Here is a 26,080-nt window from a genome sequence, read left to right as displayed (position 1 = left end):
TCCCCAGCCCGCCGGCTCAGAGCGGTCATCGACGCCCGGAGCCGGCGGGACGCCCGAATCGCATCAACACCTGCGGCATCCCGGTGAATCCGAGCGCGGCCGCCAGATCGGATCGCACTTCTTCCAGGTGCAGCGGCTGCGTCATGACGGAAGCGGCCAGTCCACGGCCGGTCGCCTCCAGCCACGCCTGTTCCACGGCGGCACCCGCGCGGACCTGGTTCACCTGACCGTCGACCTGAACTCCCACGACGAGCACCGCTTCCCGCTGCATGCGCGCCGCCAGCGCGGACTCGTCGGGCAGGTGGGTGCGGCCGGTGGTCAGCCCGACCGCCGCCAGTCCCCGCTCACCGACCCCGTTGCTAGGCACGTCCCCGGCCGATGTCGTCCACGACGACAGCTCTCGCTGGTACGCGGCGTTGTCGCGGAAGACGCGCGCCGCGTAGGTCAACAACCTCGCGACGGCCAGGGTCTCGTCAGCACCGGAAATCCAACGCCCCGCAACACCGGAGGCCGTGGCGGCGTCCAACAGCGCTTCCCGGATGTTCTCCGGAAGCGCCGGGTCGTCGAAGGCCTCCCGGTGGCTCCGGCGGTCCAGCACCGTCTCGAAGCGACGGCGCTCCACCTCGCTCGGCTCGGCGCGCTCGGTTGCGGCGACCTCGGCGATCACCAGGCCCGCGTCGGAACCGAACGTCTCCTCCACGGCCCATCCCAGACCACGAATCGCCAGCACCAGGTTCGCCAACGCCGCGCCGCAGGAGATCCGCCGGTCCCGGCCTTCGGGATCGTGCTGGGCCACCGGAGTCGGTCGTTCGCGCAACTCCGCAGTCCGGTCGCACAGCTCGAGCGACCACGGCCGGCTGTTGCGCACCGAGGGCGCGCTGCGGACCGCGCGGTCGATGATCGCCGTTTCCTCCGCCGACCACTCACCCAACCCGCGGTGGCCCCCGGTGTCGCCTGGGACAGCACTCATCTGCCTCCCCCTTCAGCCTCGACGTCCACGGGCTCGTGCGGCGCTGCACAGCCCTGGGCGATGCTGCGGACGAGATCAACCGCCGTGAGCACTCCGCAAACACGTCCGTTCCGCATCACCAGGACCGCGTCGGTGCGCGCATCGATCATGCGCTGCGCGGCCACCTCGATGCCGTCGGTTGCCTCGACCCTCGGCCCGGGCACCACGCACAACGAGCCGACGGCCACCACCGCCTTCGGGTACCGGGCGGCGATGCCCCGCAGCAGATCTGCCGCGCTGACCAGCCCCGTCGTGTCGTCATCGGCGACCACGGCGAGGTGGTGGACGTCCCGCGCGTACATCTCGTACAACGCGGCCATCGCGTCCAGTTCGGGCCGGACGGCGACAACAGGAGTGCTCGCGAGGTCCAGCGAGCTCGTTCGATCGGTCATGTTCCACCTCGAAGGCTGCGCCTCGAGTGGACCGTCCCGCACCCCCACCAGCCCCGACCAGGGGAGTTGGTCACGAACGCGCTCAGAGCGAAGCGGCGTGGTCCGGGACGTAGCGGAACGTATCCCGGGACGGCCGCTGGTAGCCGGTGGGAGGTGGCCGGGGAGGCAGCTCGAGCACCGGGGTCGGCACCTCCTGGAAGGGGATGCTCGACACAAGGTGCGCGATCGTGTTGATCCGGGCGCGCCGCTTGTCCTCGCTCTCCACCAGGTACCACGGGGCCTCGGCGGTGTCGGTGGCGGCGAGCATCAAATCCCTGGCCCGCGAGTACTGCTCCCAGCGCGCGACCGACTCCAGGTCCACCCGGGAGAGCTTCCACCGCCGCATCGGATCCGTCACCCGCTTGCGCAGGCGCCGCTCCTGCTCGGCCTGGCTGATCGAGAACCAGTACTTGCGCAGGACGATCCCGTCCTCGACGAGCATCCGCTCGAAGATCGGGCACTGCCGCAGGAACCGGCGGTGCTCCTCATCGGTGCAGAAGCCCATCACGTGCTCGACCCCGGCCCGGTTGTACCAGCTGCGGTCGAACAGGACGATCTCACCGGCGGCGGGCAGCTCGGCGACGTAGCGCTGGAAGTACCATTGCGTCCGCTCCCGCTCCGTCGGCGCCGGCAACGCCGCGATCCGCGCCACCCGCGGGTTGAGGTACTGTGCGACGCGCTTGATCGTGCTGCCCTTCCCGGCCGCGTCCCGACCTTCGAAGAGCACGACCAGGCGCACACCTTCCGCCCGAACCCACTCCTGCACCTTCACCAGTTCCGCTTGCAACCGGAACAGTTCCCGCTCGTAGCTCGTCCGCGACAGGCGTTTCGTCGCCACCGCAGCCGATTCACCATCGGTCATGCTCACCTTCACAACTTGCACCGCGGTGCAAAACGAGTTCGAAAGACAGGCTCTCAGGCTGCGGGATTCCTGGCGATGAGCACCGGGCACGGCGCGATGTGCAGCAAGGCTCGGCTGGTCGAGCCGAGCAGCATCCCGGTCATCCCGCCCCGGCCCCGGCTACCCACCACAATCAGCTGCGCGGTCTTGGCGTGCTCGACCAGGTACCGCACCGGCCGGTCCCGCTCGACCACCCGTCGCACCTCGACGTCGGGATGCTCCGCCTGCCACCCGGCCAGGCGTTCGGCGAGCACCTCCCGCTCGGACTCGGCGATCACCGGCCAGACCCGGTCGTCGACCGGTTTCCAGGGCTCGGGCTCCACGTCCATCCACACGTGCACCGCGACCAGCGGAACCCGACGCGCCGCGGCTTCGGCGAAGGCGACGGTCACCGCAGCCTGCCCCACCCTGGACCCGTCGACTCCGAGCAGGATCGGCTTCCCCGGCTCGGGCAGCGGCCCGCGCACCACGACCACCGGACACTCCGCGCGCATGGCGACCGCATCAGCGGTGGAACCGACCGGCAACCCGACGCGCTCACCGACGCCCCGAATCCCCACCACCACCCGCCGCGCCCGCGCGGACTCCTCGACGAGCACGGCATGCGGAACGCCACGCCGCAGTTCCGGAATCGCCTCGACATCGGCGGCCCCAACCGCAGCCCGGCACGCCGCGGGCAACGGATCTTCCGCCGGAGCGGAGGTGGACTCGGCCGAGCCGGTCTCGACGTGGATCAGCCGCAGTGGCACCCGGTACAGCGCGGAATCCACCGCAGCCCAACGAACCGCGGTCAACGCCGACTCCGAACCGTCAACTCCCACCACATTGGACTGGCGCATGCGCACCCCTCCCCGGCACGACCGCAGGGCACCGCCCATTTCCCGGTCACGTCCGACGTCTGCGCTCGACCAACGTCTCCAACCGCCGCCGGTACTCCTCGTCGTCGATCTCCCCTCGGGCGAACCGCTCCGCCAACACCTCCTCCGCACGCGTACCACCGGAATCCGCCCGCCCGGTCCGCTGGAGGTAACGCACCAGAGCGATGATGGCGATGACCACGAGCGCCCAGAACAGCACGAAGCCCACCGTCATCACCATCAGCCCCAAAATCCCCCAACCGCCCCCGTAATACATCACGATGCCCTCCCACAGCAGCAAGTTCCAGCCGCCACACCCCCACTGTTCGACCACCCACCCCAACCGGCACAGAGGCGATAGTCACCGGGACCGCCAAGCGGGAGCCCGAGTCGATCACCAGCCGCCAGCAGCGCGCAGGCTATTCAGAAACCTCTGTCCTGATCGGATGGTTCACGCGCGGGGAGCTGGTGCGAATGACCGGACTGGCCCGCTCGACGGTCACCACGCATCTCGAAACGCTGCTGCGGTCCGGGGCCGTGGTGGGCTGATCTCAGGTAAACCCTGCTGGCGCAGCGGGAGGTGTCCCTCGACATCGCCATCGGCCCGGAGCGTGCTCTGGACGAACTCACCGACACTGACGCCCTGACACCCGGTCCTCAGCAGTCGTCAAGTGCCTCGTTCAGGCTCAGCAACGTCCAAACCCCACCGCAGTGTCAAAGTCTACTGTGGAGCGTTCTGGTGGCCGAACACTTCGGTTCTGGCTCCGGCCGCACCATACTGCTCGAGCAGAGCGGCGACGTCGTCCGAGACCGATTCCGGCACCGGGTGCGCGAAGGCTTCCTCACCTCGCACGCCTACGTCGCGCAAGCCGGACGCTCCCGGCAGGTCGAGGTCGCCTTCCTCACCCCCGGCTGCTCCCGCACGACCGCTGTCCGAATGGGACGACATCCGCTGCCACGTCACCCACCGCATCGGCGATCCGAACCACTGGGTCACCGTCTCCTTCACCACCGATCCAGCGCTCACCTGACGCCCAGGTGCATGCACCCCAGCTGTGCAACGTCGAAGTGGCTGGCCGCTCCGGCTCGTAGGAAAGTCGTGTGAGCCGTACGTGCCGAGATCGCGCGAAGCCTGGAATACCAAATGGTCACCGCAGGCGAAGCGCCACCCCGGCTCTGCGGCTCTGACGTACGCTCATTCCAACGCCACGACCTGGCACTCTGGAGCTCCGCATGAAGACGGTTGCGATCATTGGCTTCGGCGACATGGGCGAGCAGATGGCACCCCATCTGGTATCCCAGGGGTATGCGGTTCGCGTGTTCGACACCGATCCCGTCAAGCGCGAACGCGCCTCCGCTGCTGGCGCTGCGGTCCTGTCCACGGCGGCCGAAGCGGCCAGCGGAGCCGAGGTCACGTTCGGTCTCGTCATGTCGGACGACATCCCGGCCGCCTACCTGGGGGAGAACGGCATACTCGCCGGCGCCGGGCCCGGGTCCGCTGTCCTCGTCTGCTCCACCACGACTCCGGCACTGCTGAACTCCGTGGTCGATGCGGCCTCGGACGGGGTAACCGTCCTCGACGCTCCGATCGTCGGCGGGGTGAAGTACGCGCGCGAGCGCGGCATCACCTTCCTCGTCGGCGCCCCGGACGACGCCTTCGAACGCGTCCGCCCGGTTCTCGACGCGCTCGGCAAATCGCGGCGAGTCGGCGACGTCGGCTCCGGCGTGGCCTACAAGCTCATCACCAACGTCGCCATCATGGCCGCCGAAGCGGGCATCCGCGAAGCCCTCGACCTGGCTGACTACCTGGACCAGGACTACGACACCGCGCTCGACCTCATGTCGGTCGGCCCCATGGCCGCCGTCGTCACCCGAGCCCTCGACACCACCAATCCGCGCCCGCTGCGCCGGTCCGCGGAGGACGACGACACGTTGCTGTCCGCCGTCGAAGACCCGGCGCGGCAGCTGCCGATCTCCCACGCCGGTGCCGGGCGCTTGTGGGAGGCCGTCAACGCGACCGAAGATTTCGAACCGGACTTCGTCGACCTGACCCGCCGCACCACGGCCCGGCCCGATTTCCGGGGCGCGTGAACCATGCCCGAACGTTCACCAGCCCGCACACCGGAAGGACACGTCATGACCGCTGGGGCCGAGAACATCAAGACCGAGCCCGAACCGGTCCGAGCTCCCCGGACCGACCACCTGCTCACACCGAGCAACTGCGCCGTCGTGCTCATCGACTACCAGGAAGGGCAGTACGCCACCGTCGGCTCCGCGAGCCACGAGGAGATCGACCTCGGGGTCGTCACCCTGGCCAAGCTTGCGCGCGCCTACGAGATCCCCACCGTGCTGACCACCGTCGCCGTCGGCATGGGGGTGAACAAGGGAACCGTCCCCGCCATCACCCGCGAGCTCCCCGGCGTAGCGGAGATCGATCGCACCGGGGTGAATTCCTGGGAGGACGCCGACTTCCGCGCCGCCGTCGAAGCGACGGGACGCAAGAAGATCGTCATGGCCGGGCTGTGGACCGAGGTCTGCCTCGCCTTCCCGACCCTGGACATGCTGCGCGAGGGCTACGAGATCTATCCGGTCATCGACGCCGTGGGCGGCGTTTCCCCGATAACGCACGAGACCGCGATCGAACGGATGTCGCAGGCCGGCGCGCAGCCGATCACCTCGCTGGCGTTCGGCTGCGAACTCATGCGCAACTGGGCCCGCCCCGACGCGGACCTCTACCGCTCGATCATCAACGACTACTTCCACCGCAAGCGGGCGATCGGACAGGACACGGGCAGCCTCTTCCACTGACCCCCGGTGTTCCCCATGCCCGCGAAGAACACGTTCACAGCACTGATCATCGGTGGATCGGTCGGTGGTCTGGCGGTTGCGCACGAACTGCGGTCCATCGGCGCGGAGATCGCCGTGTACGAACGTTCGCCCGGCGAGATGCAGCCTCGCGGCGCAGGAATCGTCATGCAACCTGAGGTCGAGGCGCTGCTGATGCGTCTGGGAGTAACCGCGAGTTCGGTGAGCGTGGAACTGCACGAGCGTCAGCAACTCCATCTGCACAACAAGCCCGGACGGTACGTCGCCCCGCAGCTGATGACCGCGTGGGACGCTCTCTACCGCGCACTGCGCACGCCGCTCGCTGACGCGTGCTACCACCTCGACAGCCCCCTCGAGGCCGTGCGAGTGGAAGGCCACGACGTGGCGGCCACCTTCGCCAACGGTCATACCGCACACGGCAACTTCCTGGTCGGCGCCGACGGCATCGGCTCGACAACGCGCGCACTGCTCGATCCCGCCACGGCGACCACCTACGCCGGCTATGTCGCCTGGCGCGGGCTGGAACCCGAATCCGCGCTGCCCGACGATCTACTAGAGCTGCTCCCAGACCGGTTCACCTTCTTCGGCGCGAGCGGTATGCAGCTGTTGTGCTACCTGGTTCCCGGGCCCAACGGCGAGCGCGAGGAGGGGGCGCGACGCGTCAATTGGGTGTGGTACGTCAACACAGCTGAGGAGAATCTGCCGAGACTCCTCACCGGCCGGTCCGGCAGAAGATATGCACATTTCCTCCCGCCGGGCGAGCTGACTCCGGAGATCACCACGGAGCTCCTGGCTTTGGCGACCGAGTCACTTCCGCCGCAGCTCACCACGCTCGTTCGGCTGTCGCACGTCTTCATGCAGCCCGTGCTCGACCTCGCCCCCCGCCGCATGGTCGCCGACCACGCGGTGTTGATGGGCGATGCCGCAGGGACGGTCCGGCCGCACACCGCGTCGGGAACGTCCAAAGCGTTCGGCGATGCCGCCGGCCTCGCCAGCGCGCTGGGTGGGTGGGCGCCGCCGGAACAGCTGCCGACCCGCCGCCTGGAGGACTGGGAGGCGCAGCGTGTCGCACACCTGGTCACGTTGGCGGCCATGGGGATGCGGCTCGCGTCGAATTCCTCCCTCGGCACCACCACCGGCCGCCAGTTCCTGGGTGCTTGAGAACACGACCCGAACAGACCTGCCTCGCACCTGCACTCGGCCGAAAAACGGCGGTTCGTGCTCCTTGACCGCCGCCGGACCGCAGCTCACCCGTACTCGACGTCGGCGAACGGTTCGGCCAGGGGGTCCGCGTCCTCGTGTGCGGCGATACGGCCGGCTCGGGCGAACGGGTAATCGTCGGTTCGCCGGTGGCCGCCCGCCTGAGCCCGTCCGATTTCGATGCCGGTCACCGACCGCTCCGCGGCGCGTGCCCGCACGGGGCTGTCAGCGGAGTTGACCAGCCCGATCCTCGCCCCGCTGATCAGCCCGTCGTTCACCGTCAGTGCCGCCGCGACTGCGACCTGGCTCTGCGGCCGGCGGCCTGTTCGGCTGGTCGACGCTGTGGGTCTACGTCGTGGTGCAAGCCGTCGCCGACGTCGCCGCAGGACTCGCATTCCGCGCGCTCAACCCGGACGACAAGTGATCCGGTCAGCCGTGTCGAATGCCACTTCAGCCCCATCCGCCACGCAGTCCTACACCCCATCCACCTGAGGGGGCAAGCACGGCTCAACATGGCGGCCTGGTGGTCTGTGCCCGTCGTGCGGTGGCCGGTCACGGCGGGCACAGCCGATATGACCGTGGGCTGGCCGATGTCTCGGTGGCCGGCCGACCTGTTGGAACCGTTTCTGCTCGGTGACCGGATGGCCGCTGCTGGAGTAAGCGGATCAGCGCAAGAGCGCCGCTACCTTGCGTCCATCTGGTGTTCCGAGTCCGGTGCAGGGGTCCCAGCCGGGGCCGGCCTCGTAGCCGTCGTTGTCGCCCGTTGTGATGTCGTTGAAGGCTTTCGCAGCGCTCTTGGCGTAAAGCGCGTCGTGGAGGTCGCCGATCGGATGTCCCAACTTCTGGTTGATCAGAGCGGTGAGCGCGGCCCACAGCGGGGCGACCGCACTGGTACCGCCGATCACGGTGTCCTGCCCGTTGACGCGAACGCGGTATCCGGTGGATGGGTCAGCGTCGCCTGCTACGTCCGGCACCCCCCGGAATCCGTCCGGAACGCCCACGTTCTGCTGATAGGTGGGCAGGGAGAAGAGTTGGCTCACACCACCGCCGGTGGCGCCCCCGCCCGGCAGCTCGTTCCAGACCGTTTCGCTCGTGGCCGTCATCGTGGTGCCGCCACATCCGACGACGTGCGGGCTGGATGCGGGAAAGTCCACGTTCTTCCCGCTTGGTAGGCCGTCCTGGGCGCCCTCGTCGCCGGACGCGGCGTAGACGGTGATTCCCAAGGCGGCTGCGTCGGCGAAGAGTTCGTCGTAAGCGGTCATTGCCTGCGGGGTCCACACGGGTTCTGGTCCGCCCCAGCTGATGGAGATGACCGAAGGGTTCCGCTGCGCGTCGTGCACCGCTGCCGCGATGGCGTTGTAGAAGCCGTTGGTGGTCTGGAAGGAGAAGTAGACCGCCAGGTCGCAACCCTGTGCGATAGCGCCGATGACCTCGATGTCCAGCGCCACCTCACCGTCGGCGTCGGGGTCGACGCCCGGCAGGTTGCGGCCACCGTCGACCGAGACCGCCGTGATGCGCGGTGTGCGCAATTTCAGATTGCGGAAGTAGGTGTCCAGGTCGTCGGGCTCATACCCGCCGGCGAGCTCGATGACCGCGACGGTCTGGCCGGAACCGTCGACATCGGTCGGGAAGTCGTAGTGCTTGGCCACTTCTTGCGGGGCGTACGCCTGCGCGGCGACCTCCGGCCGCACCGTCCGCATGTGTGGCTTGGCCTGCTGGCGGTTGTCCAAGCCCAGCACTGCCCGCACGGCTGGCGCGATGTCGGTGGGGAGACCGATCCGGCCTTCGCGGCCGCGGAATGTTTCTCCCGCTGACTGGTAATGGCCGAGGTCGACGTCGAACGCCGCGTTCATCTGGGCGACGGTGCCGGACAGCCCGATCGAACGTGCCGCCTGGTTTACGGAGGTGACCGCCAGACCGTGCGCGTGCGCGAATTCCTCGATGCGCGCGACGTCCTGTGGATCCGCCCCCCGCCTGGAGGTGAACTCAGCTCGGTCCTTGATGCGCTCCGACGTGCTCGCCTCCTCGCGCCGCCGCAGCACCACGGTCACGTCGACCGGTGAGTCTGGATGGGCATCGCGCACCCGTCGGGCACCTTCGGGAACCTTGCGTTCGCTGCCTTCGAGCAACTGCCGAGCCTGCTTCTTAGCCATGGTTCTCCTCACACGTCACGTATTGACTTCCGCCGGGGCATACCGGGTCACCCCCTGCGGTTGAGTCCAGTAAGGGATGCCGGCATCCGGCTCGCAATGAACCTCGGGATCCATCGAGGATTCATGTGCCACTCGCGCGACCGGCCGTGGCTGCTGGATTGCCGCTGGTGGAGATTCCCATCAGTTGGTTCTGGAGATGATTCCGGCTGAATCCAGGTTGAACCCTCCCAGGTAGGTCCGCCCGGCGCGAGAAGCCGGACCATGGGGGAAGCGTCGCCGTCGACTCGGCGATGCGGCTTCAGTGAGCTCGCTGCGACCGTCGCAACAGGAGAATCCGTTGTGAACATGCCGGAAGCCAACGAAAACGCCTCGCCGGAAGAGCCTGATCGCTGGCGGAACAAGGATCGGCGTTGGCCTCGGCGGCGGCACGAGGAGAAGGAACCTTTGCTGCGGTGGCCGTGGGGTCAGCGGGCCTTGGCGCGCATCCGTGAGTTGAGACCGCTCCTGGAGTACCAGAGAAGACGCACTGGGATGCGTGACCGCCGCCCAGAACTCGATGGCGCCAGCGACTGCCTCAACAAGGCTGAGCAAGCGATCCTCAATGCACGACGATGGTGGTTGCCGCGGTGGCCGCAGCGCGCCAGCGCAATGGACCGCGTGCTGGCCGAAATCAATGCAGCACGCCTACTCGTAGTGCAAGCAGCAAACCAGGACGACCTTCGGGGAATGCTGTTCGATCTTGCTGTGCTCGTCGAAGAACATCTGCCCAAGACCGATCGACGTCGAGTCGAAGTAGAAAAAATTCTGCAAAAGCGTCCGAGATCCAAGATCACCGAGTCTGAACGGCGAATCGTCGTCGACGCCCTTCGGGCAGCCTACGACGTCCGGCAGCGCAAGTTCGTCCGAGTGCGCAGCTTTGTTCGAATCGTCCATTGGTGGACGGCCGGCCTTGTGGTGGCCGCCGCCGCGATCGGCTATCTGTCCCGCTTCCCCGACGGCACAGTTCCGCTGGTCAAGCTGTGCTTTCCATCCTTCCCGCTACTGCCCTCCACTTCCCAGCAATCTCCCCCTCGGCTGATCGAGGGCTTTGCAGTGTGCCCCACGGGCGCTAGCCCAGGCGTGTGGGACTACGCCGTCGTCGAAGCTGCCGGTTGTAGCCGCAGCGGCTATCACGGCCGCCGCGGCCATGCCCCGGATGAGAGGGGCCGCAACCGCCTACAACGTGCCGATCGCGCTCGCGCTCCTCAAGTTGCCGACCGGTGCATTGACCGCGGTACTCGGTCTGCTTCTCATGCGCGGGCAGTTCGTACCCGGGCTTACATCTCTCGACACGCCTGGCCAAATCGTCGCATGGGCAGTCATCTTCGGCGCAGCACAACAGCTCTTCACCCGCTTCGTCGACCAGCGTGGTACGGCGGTGATGCAGGCTGTGCCTGGTCCTGAGAACCCCAGCACCGACCCTCCGGCCCGAGGACCGTCCCCGGGGTGACAGAGCGTGAATGCCGTGTGTAGCACGGAAATTCTCGGTAAAATGAATGAGGAACCCGTCCAGGTGTTCGGGCGGGCGGCCACGGGGTACAACCGGAGAGCTGCTCACCCGAGCAGCTCAACGCTGACTTCGTGCCGCTGGGGGCACACCATGATCACTCTCATCATCGTGGCCGAAACCCGGTTCTACCGCGAAAGCCTGGTCCTCGCGCTGCGCAGTGCCGCACCTCGACTCGACGTGGTCGCCGCTGTCGCTCGCCCTGAACAGCTGAGGCCAGGCCTGGCCAGGCGATCCGACGGCGTGCTCCTGCTCGACGTCGTCGACGCACGTGACGGACCCGACGTTGTGAACGCGCTGCGCCGTCGCAACCCACGAATTCGGATCGTTGCTCTGGGCGTGTCCGAATGCGAAGCCGACATCATCGACTATGCGGAGGCGGGCGCTGCGGGCTATCTGACGCGCGACAACTCGATCCCCGAAATGGTGTGCACGATCGAAAGCGTCGCGAGAGGGGAAATGCGCTGCTCACCGCGCGTTGCGGCTACGCTCAGCCGAAGGGTCGCCGAACTCGCTGCCAAGTGCCGCCCGCTCGGCGCGGAAAAGAGTCTGAGCCCCCGCGAAATAGAAATCGCGGTGCTGCTCGAAAAGGGGTTGTCCAACCAGCAAATCTCCCGGCGGCTCTGCATCGCCGTGGCGACCGTGAAGAACCACGTGCACAACATCCTGGAGAAACTCGGCTTGCCCGGTCGAGCAGATGTCGCCGCATGGGCGTGGCGACAGGGGTTGCATCGCATCGCGACCGCGAGGCAACTGCCACAGACGAGCCCGTCCGGACCAGACGGCAACGCGTCGATGGCTCCTCCGGAGAGCGGTGTGACTACGGGTCGGTGGCATTGACCAATGCGGTTCAGTCCGCTGCAAGCAAGTAGACGACTGTAGCCTCTCGACCCAAAAAGCCCCGAGAGTGTCCAATTCTTGGCTCTGGCGCTAACCCTGGTGTTTCATGTGGAGTGATGTAGATCCCGCCGTGAAATGCGTGAAAACTCCTGTTCTGCAAGGGACACTACGGATTGTCTGAGTCTGCAGCGGTCCTCACGGGAAGGAGGCGGTCGTTGTTCTCCTTGACGGTGAACACGTAGTAGGCCCCGCGCTGATGCAGGTAGCGCGCGTGCGCCCGGGTGGTGTGCAAGGCATCGGCGGTGACCACCGCGCCGTCGAGGTCGATGGCCTCCAGCAGCGATCACCGTGAACGATCGAGCCCCGGCGGCCACGGCCACGGCCGCGATACCCAGGATCGATACCAGCGAGTGCCGCATGCCCCGCCGATCCGCGGATCATCCACGTCAGCAAAGCATCCCCGCAGATCAGCCACCTCGTCAGCGGCCAGTTCCCGGTCAGCACCACCACCGGAAAGCGGGGCCAGACGATCGAGAACACCGTGACTCGGGCAGGATGAGGCAGCGGGCACGGCTCTCTCACATGACCATGGACGTAGACACTCACATGATCAACAAGAGCCGTGCCCGTCCTGCAGCCGGGGCGAAACGACTTTGCCAGGGCCCTGGTTCGGCGTGGGGTGTTAGTCCATGGTGGAGTTTTTCGTTTCCGGCGCCCATGCCACCGAGGCGATCAGCCCGATCACCAGCACCGCGGTGAGGATCAGCATGGTCGGCGAGAAGCCGATGCTGTCGAGGCTGAGGGGCAGCAGGAAGGTGCCGATCGCCGACCCGATGCGGCTAAGCCCGTTGAGCAGTCCGACGCCGGAGCTGCGCAGATCGGTCGGGAACAGTTCCGGCGGATACACCTGGTCGAGGTTCACGGCAGCCGACATCGTGAACGTGAACACAAGGAACAGCGGGAAGAGCACCGCCGTCGGGGCGTCCGGCCAGATCGCCATCGGCGCCAACGTCGCGATCAGCACCACGAACGAACCGATCGTCAAGCCGCGCCGCGACATCTTCGCCACGAGCCACAGGCCACCGAGGCTGCCCAGGAGCAGGAAGAGATTGAGCAGGCCGTCGCTGGTCGTGGCCTCTTCGCTGACGCCCATCTTCACCAGCACCAGCGGCAGGAACGTGTAGATCGCGAAGTACGGCACCACCTGCGCGTTGTAGAAGATCGTCCCGAATGCCGTGTTGCGCCAGTACTCCCGGCCGAACAGTTCGCGGTAGCGCACCCGCCGCACCTCGCGGTGGGAGCGCACCAGCGCCTCGAACGCCTCGATGTCACCCTTCAGCCGCCGTACGACGGCGCGCGCCTGGTCGACGCGACCCTGCGTCAGCAGCCACCGTGGTGACTCCGGTACGCCGATCCGCAGCAGCACCACGACGATCGCCGGGACGCAGCTCGACGCGAGCAGCCAGCGCCACGAATCGCCGCCGAAGGAAACGAAGTAGTTGCCGAGGAAGAACGCGGTGACGTACCCGACCGTCCAGAACACCGTCAGCGAAGCCAGAAAACCGCCGCGGTACTTGCGAGGCACGAACTCCGCGACGAGTGTCGGCCCGAGTGCGTAGTCGGCGCCGATCCCGATGCCGATCAGCAGTCTCAGGATGAACAACTGCACCGGGTCGGTCACGAAGAACTGTGCGGCCGACGCGACGGCGATCAGTATGAAGTCCAGTGTGTACAGTCGTTGGCGGCCGATCTTGTCCGCCAGCCAGCCGACGATGGTACTGCCCAGGAAGATCCCGATCAGCGCGGACGCGCCGAGCAGCCCCACCCACACTGCGCCGAAGCCGAGGCTCGACGCGATCATCGGCAGGGCGATGCTGATGATGCCGATCTCGTAGCCGTCGGAGTAGTTGGCGGCGAACGTCAGCGCCGTGATGCGGATGTGGAACCGGTTGAGGGGGGCGTCATCGAATGCGGTTTCTGCCGCTTCACTCGGGGAGGAAGGGGTCTTGGTCTGCGGCATAGTCTTCGAAACCTTCCAGTCGTTTCTTAGCCAGGGCACCGGGCGCGTCGGCCATCGCCTCGACTAGTGCCACGGTCGGGGAAGCGACTGCGGCGTGGGAGTCGAACACGAGCTCGGAGGCGATGCCCGCGTGGAGCGCGTCGTCGGCGTAGGGGGTGAGCGCCGAGACGGGCCGGTCCGTGATCAGGAGGGTGCGCAGACCCAGTGCGCGGGCTCACTCGAGGGCCGCGGCGCTTTCCCGGGGGTAGCGGGGGAACGCGACGAGGACGAGCGTCCGTGCACCACGCCGGTGGGCGTGGCGTAGGGCGTCGCCGAACACGCTGCCGGAGTCGGTGAGCAGCCGGACATCCGGGTGGATCTTGGCCGTCAGGTATGCGAACGACGCGGCCTGCGCTGCTGAGACGCGGTAGCCGGCCACGATCAACGGCACCGACGCTATGCGGCTCGCAGCGACCGTGCGCAGCGTCGTGTCGTCGGTCAGCTGTGCGCGTAGGTCGGCGAAGTTGCGCAGGTCGGCGTCGATGGCGTCCTGGAATTTGTTGCCGCCGGACTCCGGCTCGGAGTCGGCTGCGGTGTGACGATGTGGTGCGCGCCGTGATGGCCATCCACCTCAACCAGCTTGCTGCCGGCGGCAGCGGCGTGCACCCGCGCCTGCTGCGCGGCCTGGAGACTGCCCTGCGCGTCGGTGCCCCGGCCCTTCGGGGCGGTCAGGTCCAGTGATTCCACCGCCGTGGTGCCATCGCGACACCGCTTGATGACGTTCTCGAAACGGATCATGCTGGGTCCTCCTCGTCCACGGGGCCGGTTTCGGTGCGGGACGACTCGTCCGCGCCGAGTTCCGCGGAAATCCGGTGCGCCTCGGCGAGTACCAGCTCGCCCAGTTGGCGCTGGCGGTCCTCGTCGATCCGGTAAGACGGGCCGACAATGCTCAGCGCGGCGATGACGCCTTTGGGAGAGCTGATCGGTGCGGCGATCGCGATGACATCGGGTTCGATGGTGGAAATGGTGGCGGAATAGCCACAAGCGGGCACATCGCCTCGGACCGCCTTCCCTGCGGCCGATCCGTCCAGCGAAAGGCTGTGCCCAACCCAGCTAACGTGCCGGATCGACCGGCTGCCTTCGGCTTGGGCAAGGTACACAACTCCGTCATCCGCCGTCCGCGCACACAGATACGCGGACTCGCCGGTCTCCGCAGCGATCGCCCGCAGGGCGGGCTCAGTCAAGGACACCAGCGAATCGTTGCCCAGTGCGCGGGCGCCGAGCTGGATCAACCGGTGCCCCGGGTGGAACACACCGTCATCGGTGCGGTGGACGAATCCGGTCTGTTCCAGGGTTCTCAGCAGCCGCAGCGCTGTGCTCGGCGCGAGTCCTGCCGCGCGAGCGCACTCGGTCAACGTCGTCTCACCGGACTCGGAGACGACCGCGAGGAGGCCCAGCGCCCGTTCAACCGGCCGGTTGGCCAGCTCTGTCATCTTTGCTCCGTCGGTACATGGGGCTTAGTGGATTCCAATCGGCACGGTTTTCGTGGGGTGAAAGCCCATTGCCGTTGCACGGCAGGATGACATACTCTTCACCCGATCGGAAGAGCCTCGTTTCCGATTGTTCTCCGGAGGGACTGGAGGTATCCCGCTTGTTGACGTTGGACGGGTCCGTGCTGGACTGCGATCAAGTCGCCCGGGTGGCACGCGAGAGCGAAAAGGTCGCCCTCGCGAATGCGGCCCTCCTCAAGATCGCTACGGCGCACGACCAGATCGCGGAGGTCGCGGTTCGGCGGCCCGTCTACGGCCGTGGGACCGGCGTGGGTGCCAATCGCACTGTGCGGGTATCGGACGCGCAGGGACACGGGAGGCGGTTGCTGCGAAGCCACGCCGCGGCCTCGGGGCCGAGCCTTTCCGCAGACACCGTCCGCGCGATGCTCCTGATCCGGCTCAATCAGATCGCTGCGGGCGGCTCCGGCGTCTCCCCCGCTACGGCGCAAGGACTGCAGCAGATGCTGAACGAGGGCGCGTTGCCCACCGTTCGGGAACACGGTTCGGTGGGAACCGGGGACCTGGCGGCACTCGCCGGGACGGCACTGACGCTGATCGGGGAACGCCCGGCAAGCCGCCCGTGGACGCCGATGAGCGACTTCCCCGAGCCTGATGCACTGCCGTTCATCAGCAGCAACGCACTGACCCTCGGCAGGATCACGCTCGCGCTCGCCGACCTGGAACCATTGGTGCGCGCGGCTACCGTAGTCGCGGGCCTGTCTTTCACCGCAGTGCGGGGCAACCCCGAGGCGTTCTCGGAGCAGGCCGCGCGCGCCACTCCCTTCACCGGTACGGCATTGGTCGCCGAGTGGCTGCGCGAGTTGATCAGCTCTCCCCCGTCCGCGGCCAGGATCCAGGACCCGTTCGGATACCGGGTGTTCCCGCAAGCGCATGGCGCGGTCGTCGACACGGTCGCCGACCTAACCGCCACCGTAGCCACGCTTTCCGCCACGGCACAGGAAAACCCACTGCTGGTCACGGCTGCCACCGGCGAGCAGGCCACTGTCGTCCACCACGGCGGCTCCCACATGGCGGCCCTGGCGCTGCGACTGGACACGACGCGCCTCGCTTTCGCCCAATCAGCTCCCCTGCTACTCGGGCGAATCCGCACGTTGACCGACCCGTCGTACACCCAACTCACATCGTTCCTGGCATCCGGACCGCCGGGCTCCTCCGGAACGATGATTCTGGAATACGTGGCCGGATCCGCCTACGGCGCGCTTCGGGCAGCTGCCGCTCCCGTAAGTGTGGAAACCGTCGTGCTGTCTCGCGGAACCGAGGACGATGCCAGCTTCGCCCCGTTGGGCGCACGGCAATTGGAGACCACTGTGGACTCTTACCGAACGATGATCGCGTGTGAACTCGTCCACGCCCTACGCGCGCTCGCTCTACATGGCGAGCACGCCTCCTGGCTGCCTTCACCACTGCTGGCCGAGGCGTGGAGGCGATGCCACGACGGCAACACCTCCCGCACGGCCAACCACTCCGACCGCGACCTCGAGAACGAGCTGGCCGCTGCCGAGGAGCTCCTCCCAGCGCTGGCCGACCTTCTCCCAGCACTGCCACGGACAACGTACTCACGCGCGCCGCGAACCCCGACGTCATCCGGCGTCGCTTGACAGCACCTCTCCCCACCAGTGTCTTGGTTTCGACTTCGAAGATCGACGCGGTCGGTGCGGATCAACGGCGACATCGCCGCCGTTGCCGGGCGGCGCCGCCCTCGATCTCGGCGAGCGCGGCGTTCCGGTGGATCCGGGCTCTGGCTACCCAAAAGCTCACGGGCATCCACCTGCGTGAACAGGTCACTCCGGCTTTGCGGCGAAGCGGACCAAGGTGTTGTTCGGGCGAAGGTTGCGGATCGGGAAGAAGCTTCCCATGCAGGGGTTCAGGAAGCGGAACGTCATCCGTCGGCCCCGCGGGTATCCCACGTCCTGGACCTCCGCGACGGCAGGGTGCAGGGCGAACAGTCGCTTGCGCAGTTGGTCGACGCTGGCTCCCCAGGGCAGCGGTGGCAGCTTGTACTTGTCTTCCGTCTTCGCCTTGCGGCCGCGCATCATCAGCACGTCCAGCCAGCTTCCGCCCGAAGACCAGTCGCCGTAGCGCCCCGTTCCAACTCGCCTGCAACACCATCTGCTTCCGCAACGTGGTGCTGCAGATCCGGCAGGCCGGCGTGCGCGGACGCGTGTGGATCGACGAACTCGACCTCACCGGCACGGCCGGCTGCTGGTCACCGGCGGCAACGGCGCGGGCAACTCCACCCTGCTGCAGCTGGCCGCCGGCTGGCTGGCACCCGACACCGGCAGCGTGCAGCACCGCCGAGGCATCCGCGTCGGCCTGTTCGAACAGGACGTCGCCTTCGCCGCCCCCGCAAGAGCCCGCAAGAGCCCGCAAGAGCCCGCAGCAGCTCTACGCCGCCACCCACCGGCCCGGCCCGACACCTGCGCGAACTGGGCCTGCTCGCCCCCGGCCGACCTCAGCCGCCCCGTCGGGGCTCTCGGTCGGCCAGGACCGCCGCCTGGCCCTGGCGCTGCTGCTCGCCGACCCACCACCGGTGTTGTTGCTGGACGAACCACCAACCACCTGTCGCTGAGCCTCGTCAGCGAACTCGAAGACGCCCTGCACACCGCTCCCTGCGCCATCGTGGTCGCCAGCCACGACCGCTGGCTGCGGCAGCGCTGGAACGGGGCCACCCTGAACCTGCACGACGGCCGCTACAACGCCTGAGGAGAGCCACGGCCATGCCCGACACACCCGACCCCACCCGGGTGCATCCCAGCACCCGGCCGGAGCTGACCAACGTCGCCTTCCTGTCCACAGTGGTCAGCTCGCCGCTGATCGAGATCGGCGAGTACACCTACTACGACGACCCCGACGGCGCCGCCGAATTCGAAACTCGCAACGTGCTCTACAACTACGGGCCCGCGAAGCTGCGCATCGGCCGGTTCTGTGCGCTGGCCACCGGCGCGCGGTTCATCATGCCCGCCGCCAACCACCCCATGATCGGCTGCTCCACCTACCCGTTCACCATGTTCGGCGGCGACTGGACCCAGGCCACCCTCGACATCGCCGCCAACCTGCCCGCCAAGAACGACACCGTGGTCGGCAACGACGTCTGGATCGGCCGCGACGCCACCATCATGCCCGGCGTGCACATCGGCGACGGCGCGATCATCGCCACCGGCGCCGTGGTCACCGGCGACATCCCCGCCTACGGCATCGCCGGCGGCAACCCGGCCCGGGAGATACGCCGCCGCTTCTACGACGCCGACGTCGAGCTGCTGCAACGCATCGCCTGGTGGAACTGGCCCATCGAGACCATCACCGCCCACGTGCGCACCATCATGGCCGGCGAGCCCAAAGACCTCGCCGCGGTGGCCCGCCGGGAAGGACTGCTCGATGCCTGAACTCCACACCGCCGCCCCCGACGGCTTGCGGCTGTGGACCGAATCCTGCGGCGCCCCCGCGCCCGACCGCGACGCCGACTGCAACGGCGGGTGGCCGAATGGCGGCTGCTGGCCGGCGACGAGTGTTTCACCGCACTGCCGGAGCGTGGTCGGCTGCACGGCGACCCGACTGGTGACCAGAGTCGCCCGCGGTCGGGCTGAAGGTGATCGCCACCAGCCACAGCAGCACCCCGACCACGGCCAGATGATGCAGCCCGGCGGCGAAACCAGCAGGCGCGGCCGGAGAACCTGCGACCGCGCCGAACACCGCGACGCCTCGGAAGCCGGGCTGTCGGCTAGCGCCGCCAGCGCCCACCTGGCCAAGCTCTGCGCCGGCGGCCTGATCGAGGCCGAACGGTCCGGGCGGCACCGCTACTTCCGGCTCGTCGACGACCGGGTGGCCGCCGTGCTGGAAGCCCTCGCCGCCATCGCACCGACCGAACCGCTGCGCCAGGGCACCCGCGCCGCCGCAGTGCGCGAAGCCCGCAGCTGCTACGACCACCTCGCCGGCCGGCTCGGCGTCGCGGTCACCGCGGCACTGCTGGACCGTGGGGCGCTCGCCACCGAAGACGGCATCCCCGACACCCGCCGCCGCCCCGGCGATGGCCTGTCCGTGCAGCTCAGCGACCTCGGTCCGCACGCCGGACCGGTCTTCTCCGCACTGGGCGTGGACCTGCAAGCCGTGCAGACCGGGCCGTCGCGGCGGCCGCTGTCCGGTTCTGCGTGGACTGGAGCGAGCAGCGCCACCACCTCGCCGGGCGGCTGGGCGCAGCGTTGCTGACCGCGCTGCTCGACACCGGCTGGCTGGTCCGCAGACCTCAGCGGCGTGCGCTGAAACTCACCGAGCACGGCGCCAACGGCCTGCTGGAGGTCCTCGGTGTCACGCCGGACGGGTCCGATCGGTCAGCAGCCGCACCGCCAAACCGACCAGCACCGTTCCCATGAAGTAGCGCTGCATCCGCAGCCACACCGGCCGCCGCGCCAGCACAGCCGCCACCGGCCCGGCAATCACCACGATCAACGGATGGAGCGCAAGGTCTCCTCGTCTGGTTCGACGAGGACGTTCCCGCCGGGGAAGATCACAGTCGGAACCTTGCGGATGTTGCCGTTTGCGGCGAGGGCCTCGTCCCACCGCCCGGGATCCTGGTCAAGGTCGATCCACTCGTATGTGAGCCTCATGTCATCGAGGACGCGCAGTGCAAGCTGGACGTCGGGGCAGTCAGAGCGACCGTAGACACGAATGGGGCTCTGGTCGGTTTGTGTCTTCATATCTGGCTCTCCTGTCATCGTGCGGTGTTCGGATCGCTGTGCATCGGGCGGATCAGCGGTGGGTGCCGAGCGTTTCGAGGGCGCCGGCCAACCGGTCCAGGGCGCCTGAGATCCACGGCAGCGACACCGGATCGTCGCTGCGCAGTGCTGTCCAGCGCTGGTCGGTGGTCCGCCCGTAGAGGAGGCTCGTCGCTACCCGGAAGCGCAGGCTCTGCGGTGCGTCACCGAAGTGTTCGCCGGCGAGCACGCCGATGCCGTGTTCGTCGAGGAGGTGATCGGCGAACACGACTCCCGTCTCGATGCTGCGGGCCGCCAGCGCGGGGCGCAGGGCTTCCAGGTCGGGATACAGGTAAAAGGCGGCCTGCGGCTCCCGACAGGCGGCACCCGCCTTCGTGAACACCGCATGAGTCGCGCGGGCCACCGCCGCGTGCAGTCGTCGGCTTGCGGCGATGTGCCCGGTGACAGCGGGTGGTGCGGCATAGATGTAAGCAGCCGCCGCCTGCATGGGACCGGCGAGGCAGGACCACAGCTCGCTGCCGATTCCGGCGATCCGATCAGCGATGCGCTGTCCGGTCGGTCCGGGTGGGGTGCGCAGGTAACCGACGCGCCAGCCGCCAAGCGACATGGTCTTGCTCAGGCCGCCGGTGACGATTGTCCGGTCCGGTACCAGCGTCGCCGGGCTGTGCACAGTGGTGGGGTCATAGGCGAGGTCGCGGTAGATCTCATCGCTGATGATGGTCAGGTCATGCCGGTCGGCGAGCTCGCAGATCCGGCGGATCAACTCGGTGCTCGCCACGGTTCCGGTGGGGTTGTCCGGGAGGGTGAGGATCATGATCCGTGGATCGGCACCGTCGACGCGGGCGGTGGCGAGCGCGGACTCGAGCAGGTCGGGATCGGGGACACCGCCTGCGGCGGCCGGGATCGGTACTGGGATCGCGCGTTTGCCGGTCAGCCGGATCTGCGCCGCATAGGTGACCCATGACGGGGCAGCCAACACGACGTCGCCGGGCAGCGCGGCGAGTGCGGCGTACAGCAGTGGTTTGCTGCCCGGGGCGAGCAGGATCTGGTCGGCGTCGGTGGGCAGACCGCCGCGCGAGAGGTATCCGGCGACGGATTCGCGAGCCCGGACCGTCCCGGCGACGGGCGTGTAGGAGTTCTCACCGGCTCCCTCCGCCAGCGCGGCGGCTGCTTCGGGGAGCACGGGCAGACCGGCTTCACCGAAGCCGAGGTGGACGATGTCCTCGCCCGCCGCGCGACGCGCGCTGATCGCGTCATTGAGGGCGAGGGTCGCTGAGCGCGAAACCACGGGTTCTCCTGGAATCCAAGGGAAAATGCGGGTGTGGGGTTCGACCGGGCGGCTGTGCCCGATTCGCCGGAGCGTCGGATCAGCTCTCCGCCACGGGAAGGTCGTACATCCGGCGCACGCTCGTGCCCAGCTTGCTGATGTCGGCGCCGTAAACGTGGATCGAGATCACCGTCGACTCCTCGGCGTTGCGAACCAGGTGGATATCGCCGGGCGGGGCGAAGCCGCATGCGGTTCCGGTTCCGTTGATGACGTCGGCGGTCGGGACGAGACGGGCGGTGGTGCCCTGCCCGCGCAGTTCGTATCGCCGCTCGGTCTCCGCGCCCTCGTAGACGCCGGTGACGCACCAGGCGACGTGATCGTGGATGGGGGTCTGTTGTCCGGGTTGCCAGACCAGTGCTACGACGGAGAAGCTGCCGTCCGGCTCGGCGTGCACGATGTGCTGTCGGTACCGCTCCGGGTCGCCCGCGCGGTACTCGGCCGGTAGCAGATTCGGCCGTGCCAGGAAGGGTTCGAGCTGCCTGGCCACGAGTTGCGCAGACTCGGCGGGTGGCCGCTCGAGACGCACGACATCACGCACCGTGGAGACGAGTTCGGCGAGAAGCGGCGTGCGGTGCATGGCAGAGGCGGAGGTCATCGGTTCTCCGATCAAAAGGTGCGATGGACATAACGAGGGGCTGCGCCGAGGCCAACGAGGAGCGTCAGATCGGCGGCACCACCGCACCGGTGCCCGAGTCCGGTTCCTGTCCGGCGTGGATCGCGAGGGTTTCGAACCCGTGCAGCTGTGTCATGGACATGAGCCTGCCGGGCAACAACCCTTGCGGTCTACTTCGAGATTCTTGCCGTCGTAGCGGCTACCGCTTATGTCTGGGGAACGCGCGAGCTGTGTTCCAGCGTTCACCCATCCCCTGCATCTCATCGGCGGCTTGCTGCAACGCCTCCAGCATCAGCCGGGTGACCGGGACATTCTCGTGACCGGACAGCGTGTATGCCGCAACGGTCCGGGAGTCCGCAGGAATCACCGGTCGGCTGACGATCTTCGGGTGACGGATGAACGACTGCACCATGCTCGGCATCACCGCGATGCCCATCCCGGCGGCCACCAGACTCTGCACCGCGAGGTTGTCGTCGGTGGTGAAATCGATGTCGGGTTCGAAACCGGCCGCCGCACAGGACCGGACGAAGTGGCTCCGGCAGCGCACGCAACCGGCGATCCAGCGTTCCTCGGCGAGTTGGACCAGCTCGACCGATCGGCGTCGGGCCAGCGGATGTTCGCGCGGCAGCAGGACGATCAGCGGATCGTCGAGAAGTTCGAGCGTGAACAGGTCGTCCGATTCGGACTGCTCACTCGTGGCCTCGTAGCTGAAGGCCAGCGCGATGTCGCATTCCCCGCGCCGCACGGTGTCGACCGACGCCGGCGGCTCGCCCTCCAGCAACTCGATTCGGATTCCAGGATGACGAGCCTTGATCGACGCCACGGCCGGCGGGATCAGCGTCGCACTCGCGCTGGGGAACGCGCAGATCCGGATGCGGCCGGCCTTCAAGCGGGTGATGGCGGTCATCTGGTTCTGCGCGGAAGAGATCGATCCGAGGATGCCTGCCGCGTGGCGCGCGAGAACCTCGCCAGCCTCGGTGAGCCGAAGCCCCCGGCCCGCCCGCACGAACAGCGGTGTGCCCACCGAGCGCTCAAGTCCCTTCATCTGCTGACTGATCGCCGGCTGCGTGTAACCGAGATTCCTTGCCGCTGCGGCGAAGGAGCCGGTGCGCACGACCTCGTCGAACGCCCGGACATGCCTCAAGTCGAACATCTCCGAACCATAAGCATTTCTTTGAGAGGTGTAAATAAGTCATGTCTGGACTTCGATCCGGATCCTGCGCGATCGTTGCACAACCCACTCGTACCGATGGACGGCGCCGATCCCTCCCGCCGCTGCATCTCTTTCGCCATACACCGGTCAGGACCGGTTCGCGCTCCCTGAGAACACCTGCTGGATGAGCCGAGCAGTGGGCGGGTGCTCGTCGGCGGCGTCGACATCACCGATACCGACGTGTACACCGACCAGGTGCGCCGCCGGATCGGCATGGTGTACCAGGATTTCAACCTCTTCCCGCACCTGAACGTGTTGAAGAACCTGACCATCGCCCAACGCAAGGTGCTCAAGCGCGGGGAGGCCGAATCGGTTCGCATCGCTCGGGAGAACCTGGCCCGGGTCGGCCTGGCGGAAAAGGAACTCAGCTATCCCGCGCAACTGTCCGGTGGCCAGCAGCAGCGAGTCGCCATCGCCAGGGCGCTCGCCATGGGGCCAGAGCTGATGTTGTTCGACGAGCCGACCAGCGCACTCGACCCCGAACTCGTCGGCGAGGTACTGCGGGTGATGCGCGGCCTCGCCGACGACGGGATGACGATGATGGTCGTGACGCACGAGACGGGCTTCGCACGCGACGTCGCTGACCGCGTCGTCTTCATGGATGGCGGCGTCGTCGTCGAGGAGGCCCACCACACGAGGTTCTGGGCAGCCCTTGCCATCGCCGCCACCGCGCGCATCCGATGAACCAGCCGATACTGCTTCTCAACTCTGTCCACAAGAGACAGTTTGTAATAAAATCCAAATACCACAGGACTAATCGGCTCATCCTATGGCAGCGTCAGAACAACCCTGAATGCCTCCTGATGACACGACATGCCTCGTCGAGATGGGATGGTGCGAGGTCCGACGTCCACGCAGCCGGATCGACGAGGCCGGTCACCGTCCACGTGGCATGGCTCGGGCAGGGTTCCCAAAACTCGCAAGCAAGCAGCTATCAACCACGCTCACAACCCGCACCGCCACGCAGAACGAATTGGGATCAACGACCTGGTCGGCTCTGGGCTCCGTCCAGGTCGTGCAGGCCGTCAGCCGCGTTCACGCGATCACGCTCGTGCGAAATCGGCGACCAGGGTCTCGTAGCTGACCTGACCCTGCTTGACGGCGCCGGTCTGCACCGCGACCTCGATCATCAGATCGATCGCGTCCCTCGTAACCTTCCACTGCGGCTGCAGTTTCGGTACGACGGCCTCGGCGAAGTGCTGGATGTACTGCTTCGAGACGTCCAAGCCTCGTCCGTCGAAGCTGTCGGAGTTCAGCAGATCGGCAGCTTCATCCCGGTTGGCCAAGATCCAGTCCTTCGCTTCCCACTGCGCAGCGAGCCACGCCTTGCACGCGTCCGCGTTCGACTTCGCGTAGTCTTCGCGGGCGATGAGCACATCGACCTGTTGCTTGCTGAGCAGATCTGGAACGCCGCTGGCGTTGAAGTCGATGAGTACCTTGCCGCCGGTCTGCTCGGCCATCAGGCGCGCGGTGGCGAACGTGATGCCGACGTAGGCGTCGATCTTCCCGGCGCTCATCTGGGCAATGGCCGGGGTGGTCTGCCCGACGGCGAGCGGAGTGACGTCGCCATCGGACATTCCCGCCTGCTTCAGGGCCAGCCGGAGTTGCTTGTCGGCCCCGGCGCCGATCGCTGTGACGCCGACGGTCTTGCCCTTCAAGGACGCCATCTTGTCGGCGAAACTCGCCGACTCGGATGGCCACTTCCCCTTGTTGACGACGATCGAGTAGGTCGTTTCGGGGATGCGCATGCCGATGATGACGGGCCGGTCCCCTGCCCTGGAGTTGGCGAAGGTCGTCATCACGAGCAGCGTGTCCTGCATCTGTCCGTCGATTTGGCCGGCTGTCTGCAGCTGCATCCCCTGGACACCGCTGGAGGGGTGCAGGAACTTCGGCACTTCCAGGTTGTACTTGCCGTAGTGCTGCTGGTCGAGGTTGACCGCGTCGAGGAAGTAGTTGTCGCCCGGTGCCGTGGCGACGCGGAAAGGCGTCGGCTGCGGCGCAGCGCCCGCGGCGGTGCCGGTGGCGGACGAACCCGACGAACCGTCTCCGCACGCGCTGAGAAGGGCACCCGCACCGGCTGCGAGAACCGATGCTCCGGCCATCCGGAGCACGGTGCGGCGGCTGGTCCGGGCTAGATCTAACTGGGAATCAGTCGAATCGCTGGATCGGTTGTGCATGGCTCTACCTCTCTTTGGCACGGTCATCCGACCGGAGATCGTCCGCCTCGTGGCTGTTCGTTCGGTGGTGTTGAAGCGGGTCGGTCAGCCGCCCACGTGCTCATGCCCCGGCTTTGCCGATCACCGGAGACCTCGACAGCGCGAGCTCAGCCGCCAACTCCCGGCGCATCTTCACGTGCTCGGCCGGCATCGCCACCGCAGCTCCACCGACGAACCGGTCGCCGTGGTAGTGCCGGATCGCGAACCGCCCGTCCGCCGGCCCTGTCGTGACCTCGGTGCGGTCGTGGTCGGCCCGCGGGGCACCTGCCATCTGCACCTTCACCCCGGCCTGGTCGGTCCAGAACCACGGGACGGGCCGATACGGCGCGTCCTGGCCGACGATCTGCTCGGCCACGTGCCGGGCCGAGTCCATGGCGTGCTGGACCGAGGTGAGCCGCTCCAGCCGGTCACCGAGCGGAAACCGCACGCAGTCGCCGATTCCGCTCACGTGCGGGTCGGAGGTTCGCAGCCGGGAGTCGACCACGACCCCGTCCTCCACCACCAGCCCGGCTCGTTCGGCCAGTTCAGTCGACGGCGCTGAGCCGATCCCCACGACCACGAGGTCCGCGACACCACCAGCGCCCGATCCGCCGTCGACCCCGCCCGCTTCGAGCCGCACCCGAAACGCCGCATCGACGAAGGCGAACTGCTGCTGGGCAGCACCGTGCT

At 67.6% G+C, this 26,080-nt stretch carries 29 protein-coding genes and 3 pseudogenes; 11 read left to right on the top strand and 21 right to left on the bottom strand.

Features of this window, described 5'->3' with window-relative positions; all coding sequences use genetic code 11:
• Positions 1 to 25 precede the first annotated feature (25 nt).
• The 6 genes from ACWCO2_RS19700 to ACWCO2_RS19675 form a co-directional block, all read right to left on the bottom strand.
• A complete protein-coding gene (locus ACWCO2_RS19700) occupies positions 26 to 970 on the bottom strand; it encodes a nitroreductase family protein (protein ID WP_450129182.1) in 945 nt (314 codons plus the stop codon).
• A complete protein-coding gene (locus ACWCO2_RS19695; RefSeq protein WP_450129181.1) occupies positions 967 to 1,401 on the bottom strand; it encodes a CBS domain-containing protein in 435 nt (144 codons plus the stop codon). The genes ACWCO2_RS19700 and ACWCO2_RS19695 overlap by 4 nt, the downstream gene beginning before the upstream one ends.
• Before the next feature lie 82 nt (positions 1,402 to 1,483).
• Positions 1,484 to 2,302: a polyphosphate kinase 2 gene (gene ppk2, locus ACWCO2_RS19690; protein ID WP_450129180.1), complete on the bottom strand. Its 819-nt coding sequence runs from the start codon at positions 2,300 to 2,302 to the stop codon at positions 1,484 to 1,486.
• A gap of 53 nt (positions 2,303 to 2,355) precedes the next feature.
• The gene (locus tag ACWCO2_RS19685; protein ID WP_450129179.1) at positions 2,356 to 3,180 is read right to left on the bottom strand and encodes a universal stress protein; all 825 of its coding nucleotides are present in this window, start codon (positions 3,178 to 3,180) and stop codon (positions 2,356 to 2,358) included.
• A 46-nt stretch (positions 3,181 to 3,226) separates the two neighbouring features.
• Entirely contained in the window at positions 3,227 to 3,475 is a 249-nt protein-coding gene (locus tag ACWCO2_RS19680; protein ID WP_450129244.1) for an SHOCT domain-containing protein, read from the bottom strand.
• A gap of 444 nt (positions 3,476 to 3,919) precedes the next feature.
• Positions 3,920 to 4,207 (bottom strand): hypothetical protein, encoded by a 288-nt coding sequence (locus ACWCO2_RS19675; protein WP_450129178.1) that lies wholly within the window; start codon positions 4,205 to 4,207, stop codon positions 3,920 to 3,922.
• A 224-nt stretch (positions 4,208 to 4,431) separates the two neighbouring features.
• On the opposite strand from ACWCO2_RS19675, the gene ACWCO2_RS19670 reads away from it, so the two are divergent.
• From ACWCO2_RS19670 to ACWCO2_RS19660, 3 genes are read left to right on the top strand one after another with little or no spacing between them, the layout of a single operon-like run.
• Positions 4,432 to 5,289, top strand: coding sequence for an NAD(P)-dependent oxidoreductase (locus tag ACWCO2_RS19670; protein WP_450129177.1), 858 nt, complete (start codon positions 4,432 to 4,434; stop codon positions 5,287 to 5,289).
• A gap of 45 nt (positions 5,290 to 5,334) precedes the next feature.
• The gene (locus ACWCO2_RS19665) at positions 5,335 to 6,006 is read left to right on the top strand and encodes a hydrolase (protein ID WP_450129176.1); all 672 of its coding nucleotides are present in this window, start codon (positions 5,335 to 5,337) and stop codon (positions 6,004 to 6,006) included.
• 15 nt (positions 6,007 to 6,021) lie between these two features.
• Complete coding sequence (locus ACWCO2_RS19660) at positions 6,022 to 7,185, top strand: FAD binding domain-containing protein (protein ID WP_450129175.1); 1,164 nt, start codon at positions 6,022 to 6,024, stop codon at positions 7,183 to 7,185.
• An 86-nt stretch (positions 7,186 to 7,271) separates the two neighbouring features.
• Here the strand turns inward: ACWCO2_RS19660 and ACWCO2_RS19655 are convergent, their stop codons facing one another.
• On the bottom strand, positions 7,272 to 7,502 hold the full coding sequence (locus ACWCO2_RS19655; RefSeq protein ID WP_450129174.1) for a hypothetical protein: 231 nt from the start codon (positions 7,500 to 7,502) through the stop codon (positions 7,272 to 7,274).
• Positions 7,503 to 7,507: 5 nt separating this feature from the next.
• Here ACWCO2_RS19655 and ACWCO2_RS19650 point away from each other — a divergent pair, with 5 nt between their 5' ends.
• On the top strand, positions 7,508 to 7,648 hold the full coding sequence (locus ACWCO2_RS19650; RefSeq protein ID WP_450129173.1) for a hypothetical protein: 141 nt from the start codon (positions 7,508 to 7,510) through the stop codon (positions 7,646 to 7,648).
• A 241-nt stretch (positions 7,649 to 7,889) separates the two neighbouring features.
• On the opposite strand, the gene ACWCO2_RS19645 is transcribed toward ACWCO2_RS19650, so the two are convergent.
• Positions 7,890 to 9,377 carry a S53 family peptidase gene (locus ACWCO2_RS19645; RefSeq protein WP_450129172.1) on the bottom strand — a complete coding sequence of 496 codons (1,488 nt, stop codon included), beginning with the start codon at positions 9,375 to 9,377 and terminating at the stop codon, positions 7,890 to 7,892.
• 339 nt (positions 9,378 to 9,716) lie between these two features.
• Here ACWCO2_RS19645 and ACWCO2_RS19640 point away from each other — a divergent pair, with 339 nt between their 5' ends.
• Together ACWCO2_RS19640 and ACWCO2_RS19635 are read left to right on the top strand one after the other, a co-directional pair.
• The gene (locus ACWCO2_RS19640; protein WP_450129171.1) at positions 9,717 to 10,820 is read left to right on the top strand and encodes a cytochrome b/b6 domain-containing protein; all 1,104 of its coding nucleotides are present in this window, start codon (positions 9,717 to 9,719) and stop codon (positions 10,818 to 10,820) included.
• Between the two features lie 196 nt (positions 10,821 to 11,016).
• Complete coding sequence (locus ACWCO2_RS19635) at positions 11,017 to 11,763, top strand: LuxR C-terminal-related transcriptional regulator (protein ID WP_450129170.1); 747 nt, start codon at positions 11,017 to 11,019, stop codon at positions 11,761 to 11,763.
• A 217-nt stretch (positions 11,764 to 11,980) separates the two neighbouring features.
• On the opposite strand, the pseudogene ACWCO2_RS19630 reads toward ACWCO2_RS19635, so the two are convergent.
• The 5 genes and pseudogenes from ACWCO2_RS19630 to ACWCO2_RS19610 form a co-directional block, all read right to left on the bottom strand.
• Positions 11,981 to 12,100, bottom strand: a pseudogene (locus tag ACWCO2_RS19630) (ISAs1 family transposase); the annotation flags it as partial.
• Positions 12,101 to 12,445: 345 nt separating this feature from the next.
• Positions 12,446 to 13,783: an MFS transporter gene (locus ACWCO2_RS19625; protein WP_450129169.1), complete on the bottom strand. Its 1,338-nt coding sequence runs from the start codon at positions 13,781 to 13,783 to the stop codon at positions 12,446 to 12,448.
• A 214-nt stretch (positions 13,784 to 13,997) separates the two neighbouring features.
• Positions 13,998 to 14,213, bottom strand: coding sequence for a hypothetical protein (locus ACWCO2_RS19620; RefSeq protein ID WP_450129168.1), 216 nt, complete (start codon positions 14,211 to 14,213; stop codon positions 13,998 to 14,000).
• 47 nt (positions 14,214 to 14,260) lie between these two features.
• Positions 14,261 to 14,560, bottom strand: a complete 300-nt coding sequence (locus tag ACWCO2_RS19615; RefSeq protein WP_450129167.1) for a hypothetical protein — start codon at positions 14,558 to 14,560, stop codon at positions 14,261 to 14,263.
• On the bottom strand, positions 14,557 to 15,255 hold the full coding sequence (locus ACWCO2_RS19610; protein ID WP_450129166.1) for an IclR family transcriptional regulator: 699 nt from the start codon (positions 15,253 to 15,255) through the stop codon (positions 14,557 to 14,559). The genes ACWCO2_RS19615 and ACWCO2_RS19610 overlap by 4 nt, the downstream gene beginning before the upstream one ends.
• A 17-nt stretch (positions 15,256 to 15,272) precedes the next feature.
• Between ACWCO2_RS19610 and ACWCO2_RS19605 the strand changes: the two genes are divergently transcribed.
• The gene (locus ACWCO2_RS19605) at positions 15,273 to 16,931 is read left to right on the top strand and encodes an aromatic amino acid ammonia-lyase (protein WP_450129243.1); all 1,659 of its coding nucleotides are present in this window, start codon (positions 15,273 to 15,275) and stop codon (positions 16,929 to 16,931) included.
• 183 nt (positions 16,932 to 17,114) lie between these two features.
• Here the strand turns inward: ACWCO2_RS19605 and ACWCO2_RS19600 are convergent, their stop codons facing one another.
• Complete coding sequence (locus tag ACWCO2_RS19600) at positions 17,115 to 17,375, bottom strand: hypothetical protein (RefSeq protein ID WP_450129165.1); 261 nt, start codon at positions 17,373 to 17,375, stop codon at positions 17,115 to 17,117.
• A 154-nt stretch (positions 17,376 to 17,529) separates the two neighbouring features.
• Between ACWCO2_RS19600 and ACWCO2_RS19595 the strand changes: the two are divergent.
• The 3 genes and pseudogenes from ACWCO2_RS19595 to ACWCO2_RS19585 all read left to right on the top strand — a co-directional run.
• Positions 17,530 to 18,036, top strand: a pseudogene (locus ACWCO2_RS19595) (ATP-binding cassette domain-containing protein); the annotation flags it as partial.
• A gap of 14 nt (positions 18,037 to 18,050) precedes the next feature.
• Positions 18,051 to 18,716 carry a CatB-related O-acetyltransferase gene (locus tag ACWCO2_RS19590; RefSeq protein WP_450129164.1) on the top strand — a complete coding sequence of 222 codons (666 nt, stop codon included), beginning with the start codon at positions 18,051 to 18,053 and terminating at the stop codon, positions 18,714 to 18,716.
• The gene (locus ACWCO2_RS19585; RefSeq protein WP_450129163.1) at positions 18,709 to 19,536 is read left to right on the top strand and encodes a hypothetical protein; all 828 of its coding nucleotides are present in this window, start codon (positions 18,709 to 18,711) and stop codon (positions 19,534 to 19,536) included. Before ACWCO2_RS19590 ends, ACWCO2_RS19585 begins: the two co-directional genes overlap by 8 nt.
• Positions 19,537 to 19,635: 99 nt before the next feature.
• Here ACWCO2_RS19585 and ACWCO2_RS19580 read toward each other — a convergent pair whose 3' ends face one another.
• The 5 genes from ACWCO2_RS19580 to ACWCO2_RS19560 all read right to left on the bottom strand — a co-directional run bounded on the left by ACWCO2_RS19580 (position 19,636) and on the right by ACWCO2_RS19560 (position 23,135).
• Positions 19,636 to 19,776, bottom strand: a complete 141-nt coding sequence (locus ACWCO2_RS19580; protein WP_450129162.1) for a hypothetical protein — start codon at positions 19,774 to 19,776, stop codon at positions 19,636 to 19,638.
• Complete coding sequence (locus ACWCO2_RS19575) at positions 19,773 to 20,024, bottom strand: glutaredoxin domain-containing protein (RefSeq protein WP_450129161.1); 252 nt, start codon at positions 20,022 to 20,024, stop codon at positions 19,773 to 19,775. The genes ACWCO2_RS19580 and ACWCO2_RS19575 overlap by 4 nt, the downstream gene beginning before the upstream one ends.
• Before the next feature lie 52 nt (positions 20,025 to 20,076).
• Positions 20,077 to 21,330, bottom strand: a complete 1,254-nt coding sequence (locus ACWCO2_RS19570; RefSeq protein ID WP_450129160.1) for a pyridoxal phosphate-dependent aminotransferase — start codon at positions 21,328 to 21,330, stop codon at positions 20,077 to 20,079.
• A 79-nt stretch (positions 21,331 to 21,409) separates the two neighbouring features.
• Complete coding sequence (locus ACWCO2_RS19565; RefSeq protein WP_450129159.1) at positions 21,410 to 21,964, bottom strand: cysteine dioxygenase; 555 nt, start codon at positions 21,962 to 21,964, stop codon at positions 21,410 to 21,412.
• Positions 21,965 to 22,181: 217 nt separating this feature from the next.
• Positions 22,182 to 23,135 (bottom strand): LysR family transcriptional regulator, encoded by a 954-nt coding sequence (locus ACWCO2_RS19560; RefSeq protein ID WP_450129158.1) that lies wholly within the window; start codon positions 23,133 to 23,135, stop codon positions 22,182 to 22,184.
• A 174-nt stretch (positions 23,136 to 23,309) separates the two neighbouring features.
• Here ACWCO2_RS19560 and ACWCO2_RS19555 point away from each other — a divergent pair.
• Positions 23,310 to 23,866: pseudogene (locus tag ACWCO2_RS19555) on the top strand (amino acid ABC transporter ATP-binding protein); the annotation flags it as partial.
• Between the two features lie 372 nt (positions 23,867 to 24,238).
• Here ACWCO2_RS19555 and ACWCO2_RS19550 read toward each other — a convergent pair.
• Positions 24,239 to 25,297: an ABC transporter substrate-binding protein gene (locus tag ACWCO2_RS19550; RefSeq protein ID WP_450129157.1), complete on the bottom strand. Its 1,059-nt coding sequence runs from the start codon at positions 25,295 to 25,297 to the stop codon at positions 24,239 to 24,241.
• A 175-nt stretch (positions 25,298 to 25,472) separates the two neighbouring features.
• Complete coding sequence (locus tag ACWCO2_RS19545) at positions 25,473 to 25,964, bottom strand: oxidoreductase C-terminal domain-containing protein (RefSeq protein ID WP_450129242.1); 492 nt, start codon at positions 25,962 to 25,964, stop codon at positions 25,473 to 25,475.
• Between the last annotated feature and the right edge of the window lie 116 nt (positions 25,965 to 26,080).

Source organism: Saccharopolyspora sp. NPDC002376 (assembly GCF_053593195.1).
Note: the sequence above shows the minus strand (reverse complement) of the source record. Positions and strands in the feature narration are given on the sequence as shown.

Excerpts from the sequence above, each read along its gene's own strand:
- ACWCO2_RS19700 (WP_450129182.1), bottom strand. The coding sequence starts at position 970 with ATGAGTGCTGTCCCAGGCGACACCGGGGGCCACCGCGGGTTGGGTGAG.
- ACWCO2_RS19695 (WP_450129181.1), bottom strand. The coding sequence starts at position 1,401 with ATGACCGATCGAACGAGCTCGCTGGACCTCGCGAGCACTCCTGTTGTC.
- ppk2 (WP_450129180.1), bottom strand. The coding sequence starts at position 2,302 with ATGACCGATGGTGAATCGGCTGCGGTGGCGACGAAACGCCTGTCGCGG.
- ACWCO2_RS19685 (WP_450129179.1), bottom strand. The coding sequence starts at position 3,180 with ATGCGCCAGTCCAATGTGGTGGGAGTTGACGGTTCGGAGTCGGCGTTG.
- ACWCO2_RS19680 (WP_450129244.1), bottom strand. The coding sequence starts at position 3,475 with ATGTATTACGGGGGCGGTTGGGGGATTTTGGGGCTGATGGTGATGACG.
- ACWCO2_RS19670 (WP_450129177.1), top strand. The coding sequence starts at position 4,432 with ATGAAGACGGTTGCGATCATTGGCTTCGGCGACATGGGCGAGCAGATG.
- ACWCO2_RS19665 (WP_450129176.1), top strand. The coding sequence starts at position 5,335 with ATGACCGCTGGGGCCGAGAACATCAAGACCGAGCCCGAACCGGTCCGA.
- ACWCO2_RS19660 (WP_450129175.1), top strand. The coding sequence starts at position 6,022 with ATGCCCGCGAAGAACACGTTCACAGCACTGATCATCGGTGGATCGGTC.
- ACWCO2_RS19645 (WP_450129172.1), bottom strand. The coding sequence starts at position 9,377 with ATGGCTAAGAAGCAGGCTCGGCAGTTGCTCGAAGGCAGCGAACGCAAG.
- ACWCO2_RS19635 (WP_450129170.1), top strand. The coding sequence starts at position 11,017 with ATGATCACTCTCATCATCGTGGCCGAAACCCGGTTCTACCGCGAAAGC.
- ACWCO2_RS19625 (WP_450129169.1), bottom strand. The coding sequence starts at position 13,783 with ATGCCGCAGACCAAGACCCCTTCCTCCCCGAGTGAAGCGGCAGAAACC.
- ACWCO2_RS19615 (WP_450129167.1), bottom strand. The coding sequence starts at position 14,560 with ATGATCCGTTTCGAGAACGTCATCAAGCGGTGTCGCGATGGCACCACG.
- ACWCO2_RS19610 (WP_450129166.1), bottom strand. The coding sequence starts at position 15,255 with ATGACAGAGCTGGCCAACCGGCCGGTTGAACGGGCGCTGGGCCTCCTC.
- ACWCO2_RS19605 (WP_450129243.1), top strand. The coding sequence starts at position 15,273 with ATGGGGCTTAGTGGATTCCAATCGGCACGGTTTTCGTGGGGTGAAAGC.
- ACWCO2_RS19590 (WP_450129164.1), top strand. The coding sequence starts at position 18,051 with ATGCCCGACACACCCGACCCCACCCGGGTGCATCCCAGCACCCGGCCG.
- ACWCO2_RS19585 (WP_450129163.1), top strand. The coding sequence starts at position 18,709 with ATGCCTGAACTCCACACCGCCGCCCCCGACGGCTTGCGGCTGTGGACC.
- ACWCO2_RS19575 (WP_450129161.1), bottom strand. The coding sequence starts at position 20,024 with ATGAAGACACAAACCGACCAGAGCCCCATTCGTGTCTACGGTCGCTCT.
- ACWCO2_RS19565 (WP_450129159.1), bottom strand. The coding sequence starts at position 21,964 with ATGACCTCCGCCTCTGCCATGCACCGCACGCCGCTTCTCGCCGAACTC.
- ACWCO2_RS19560 (WP_450129158.1), bottom strand. The coding sequence starts at position 23,135 with ATGTTCGACTTGAGGCATGTCCGGGCGTTCGACGAGGTCGTGCGCACC.
- ACWCO2_RS19550 (WP_450129157.1), bottom strand. The coding sequence starts at position 25,297 with ATGGCCGGAGCATCGGTTCTCGCAGCCGGTGCGGGTGCCCTTCTCAGC.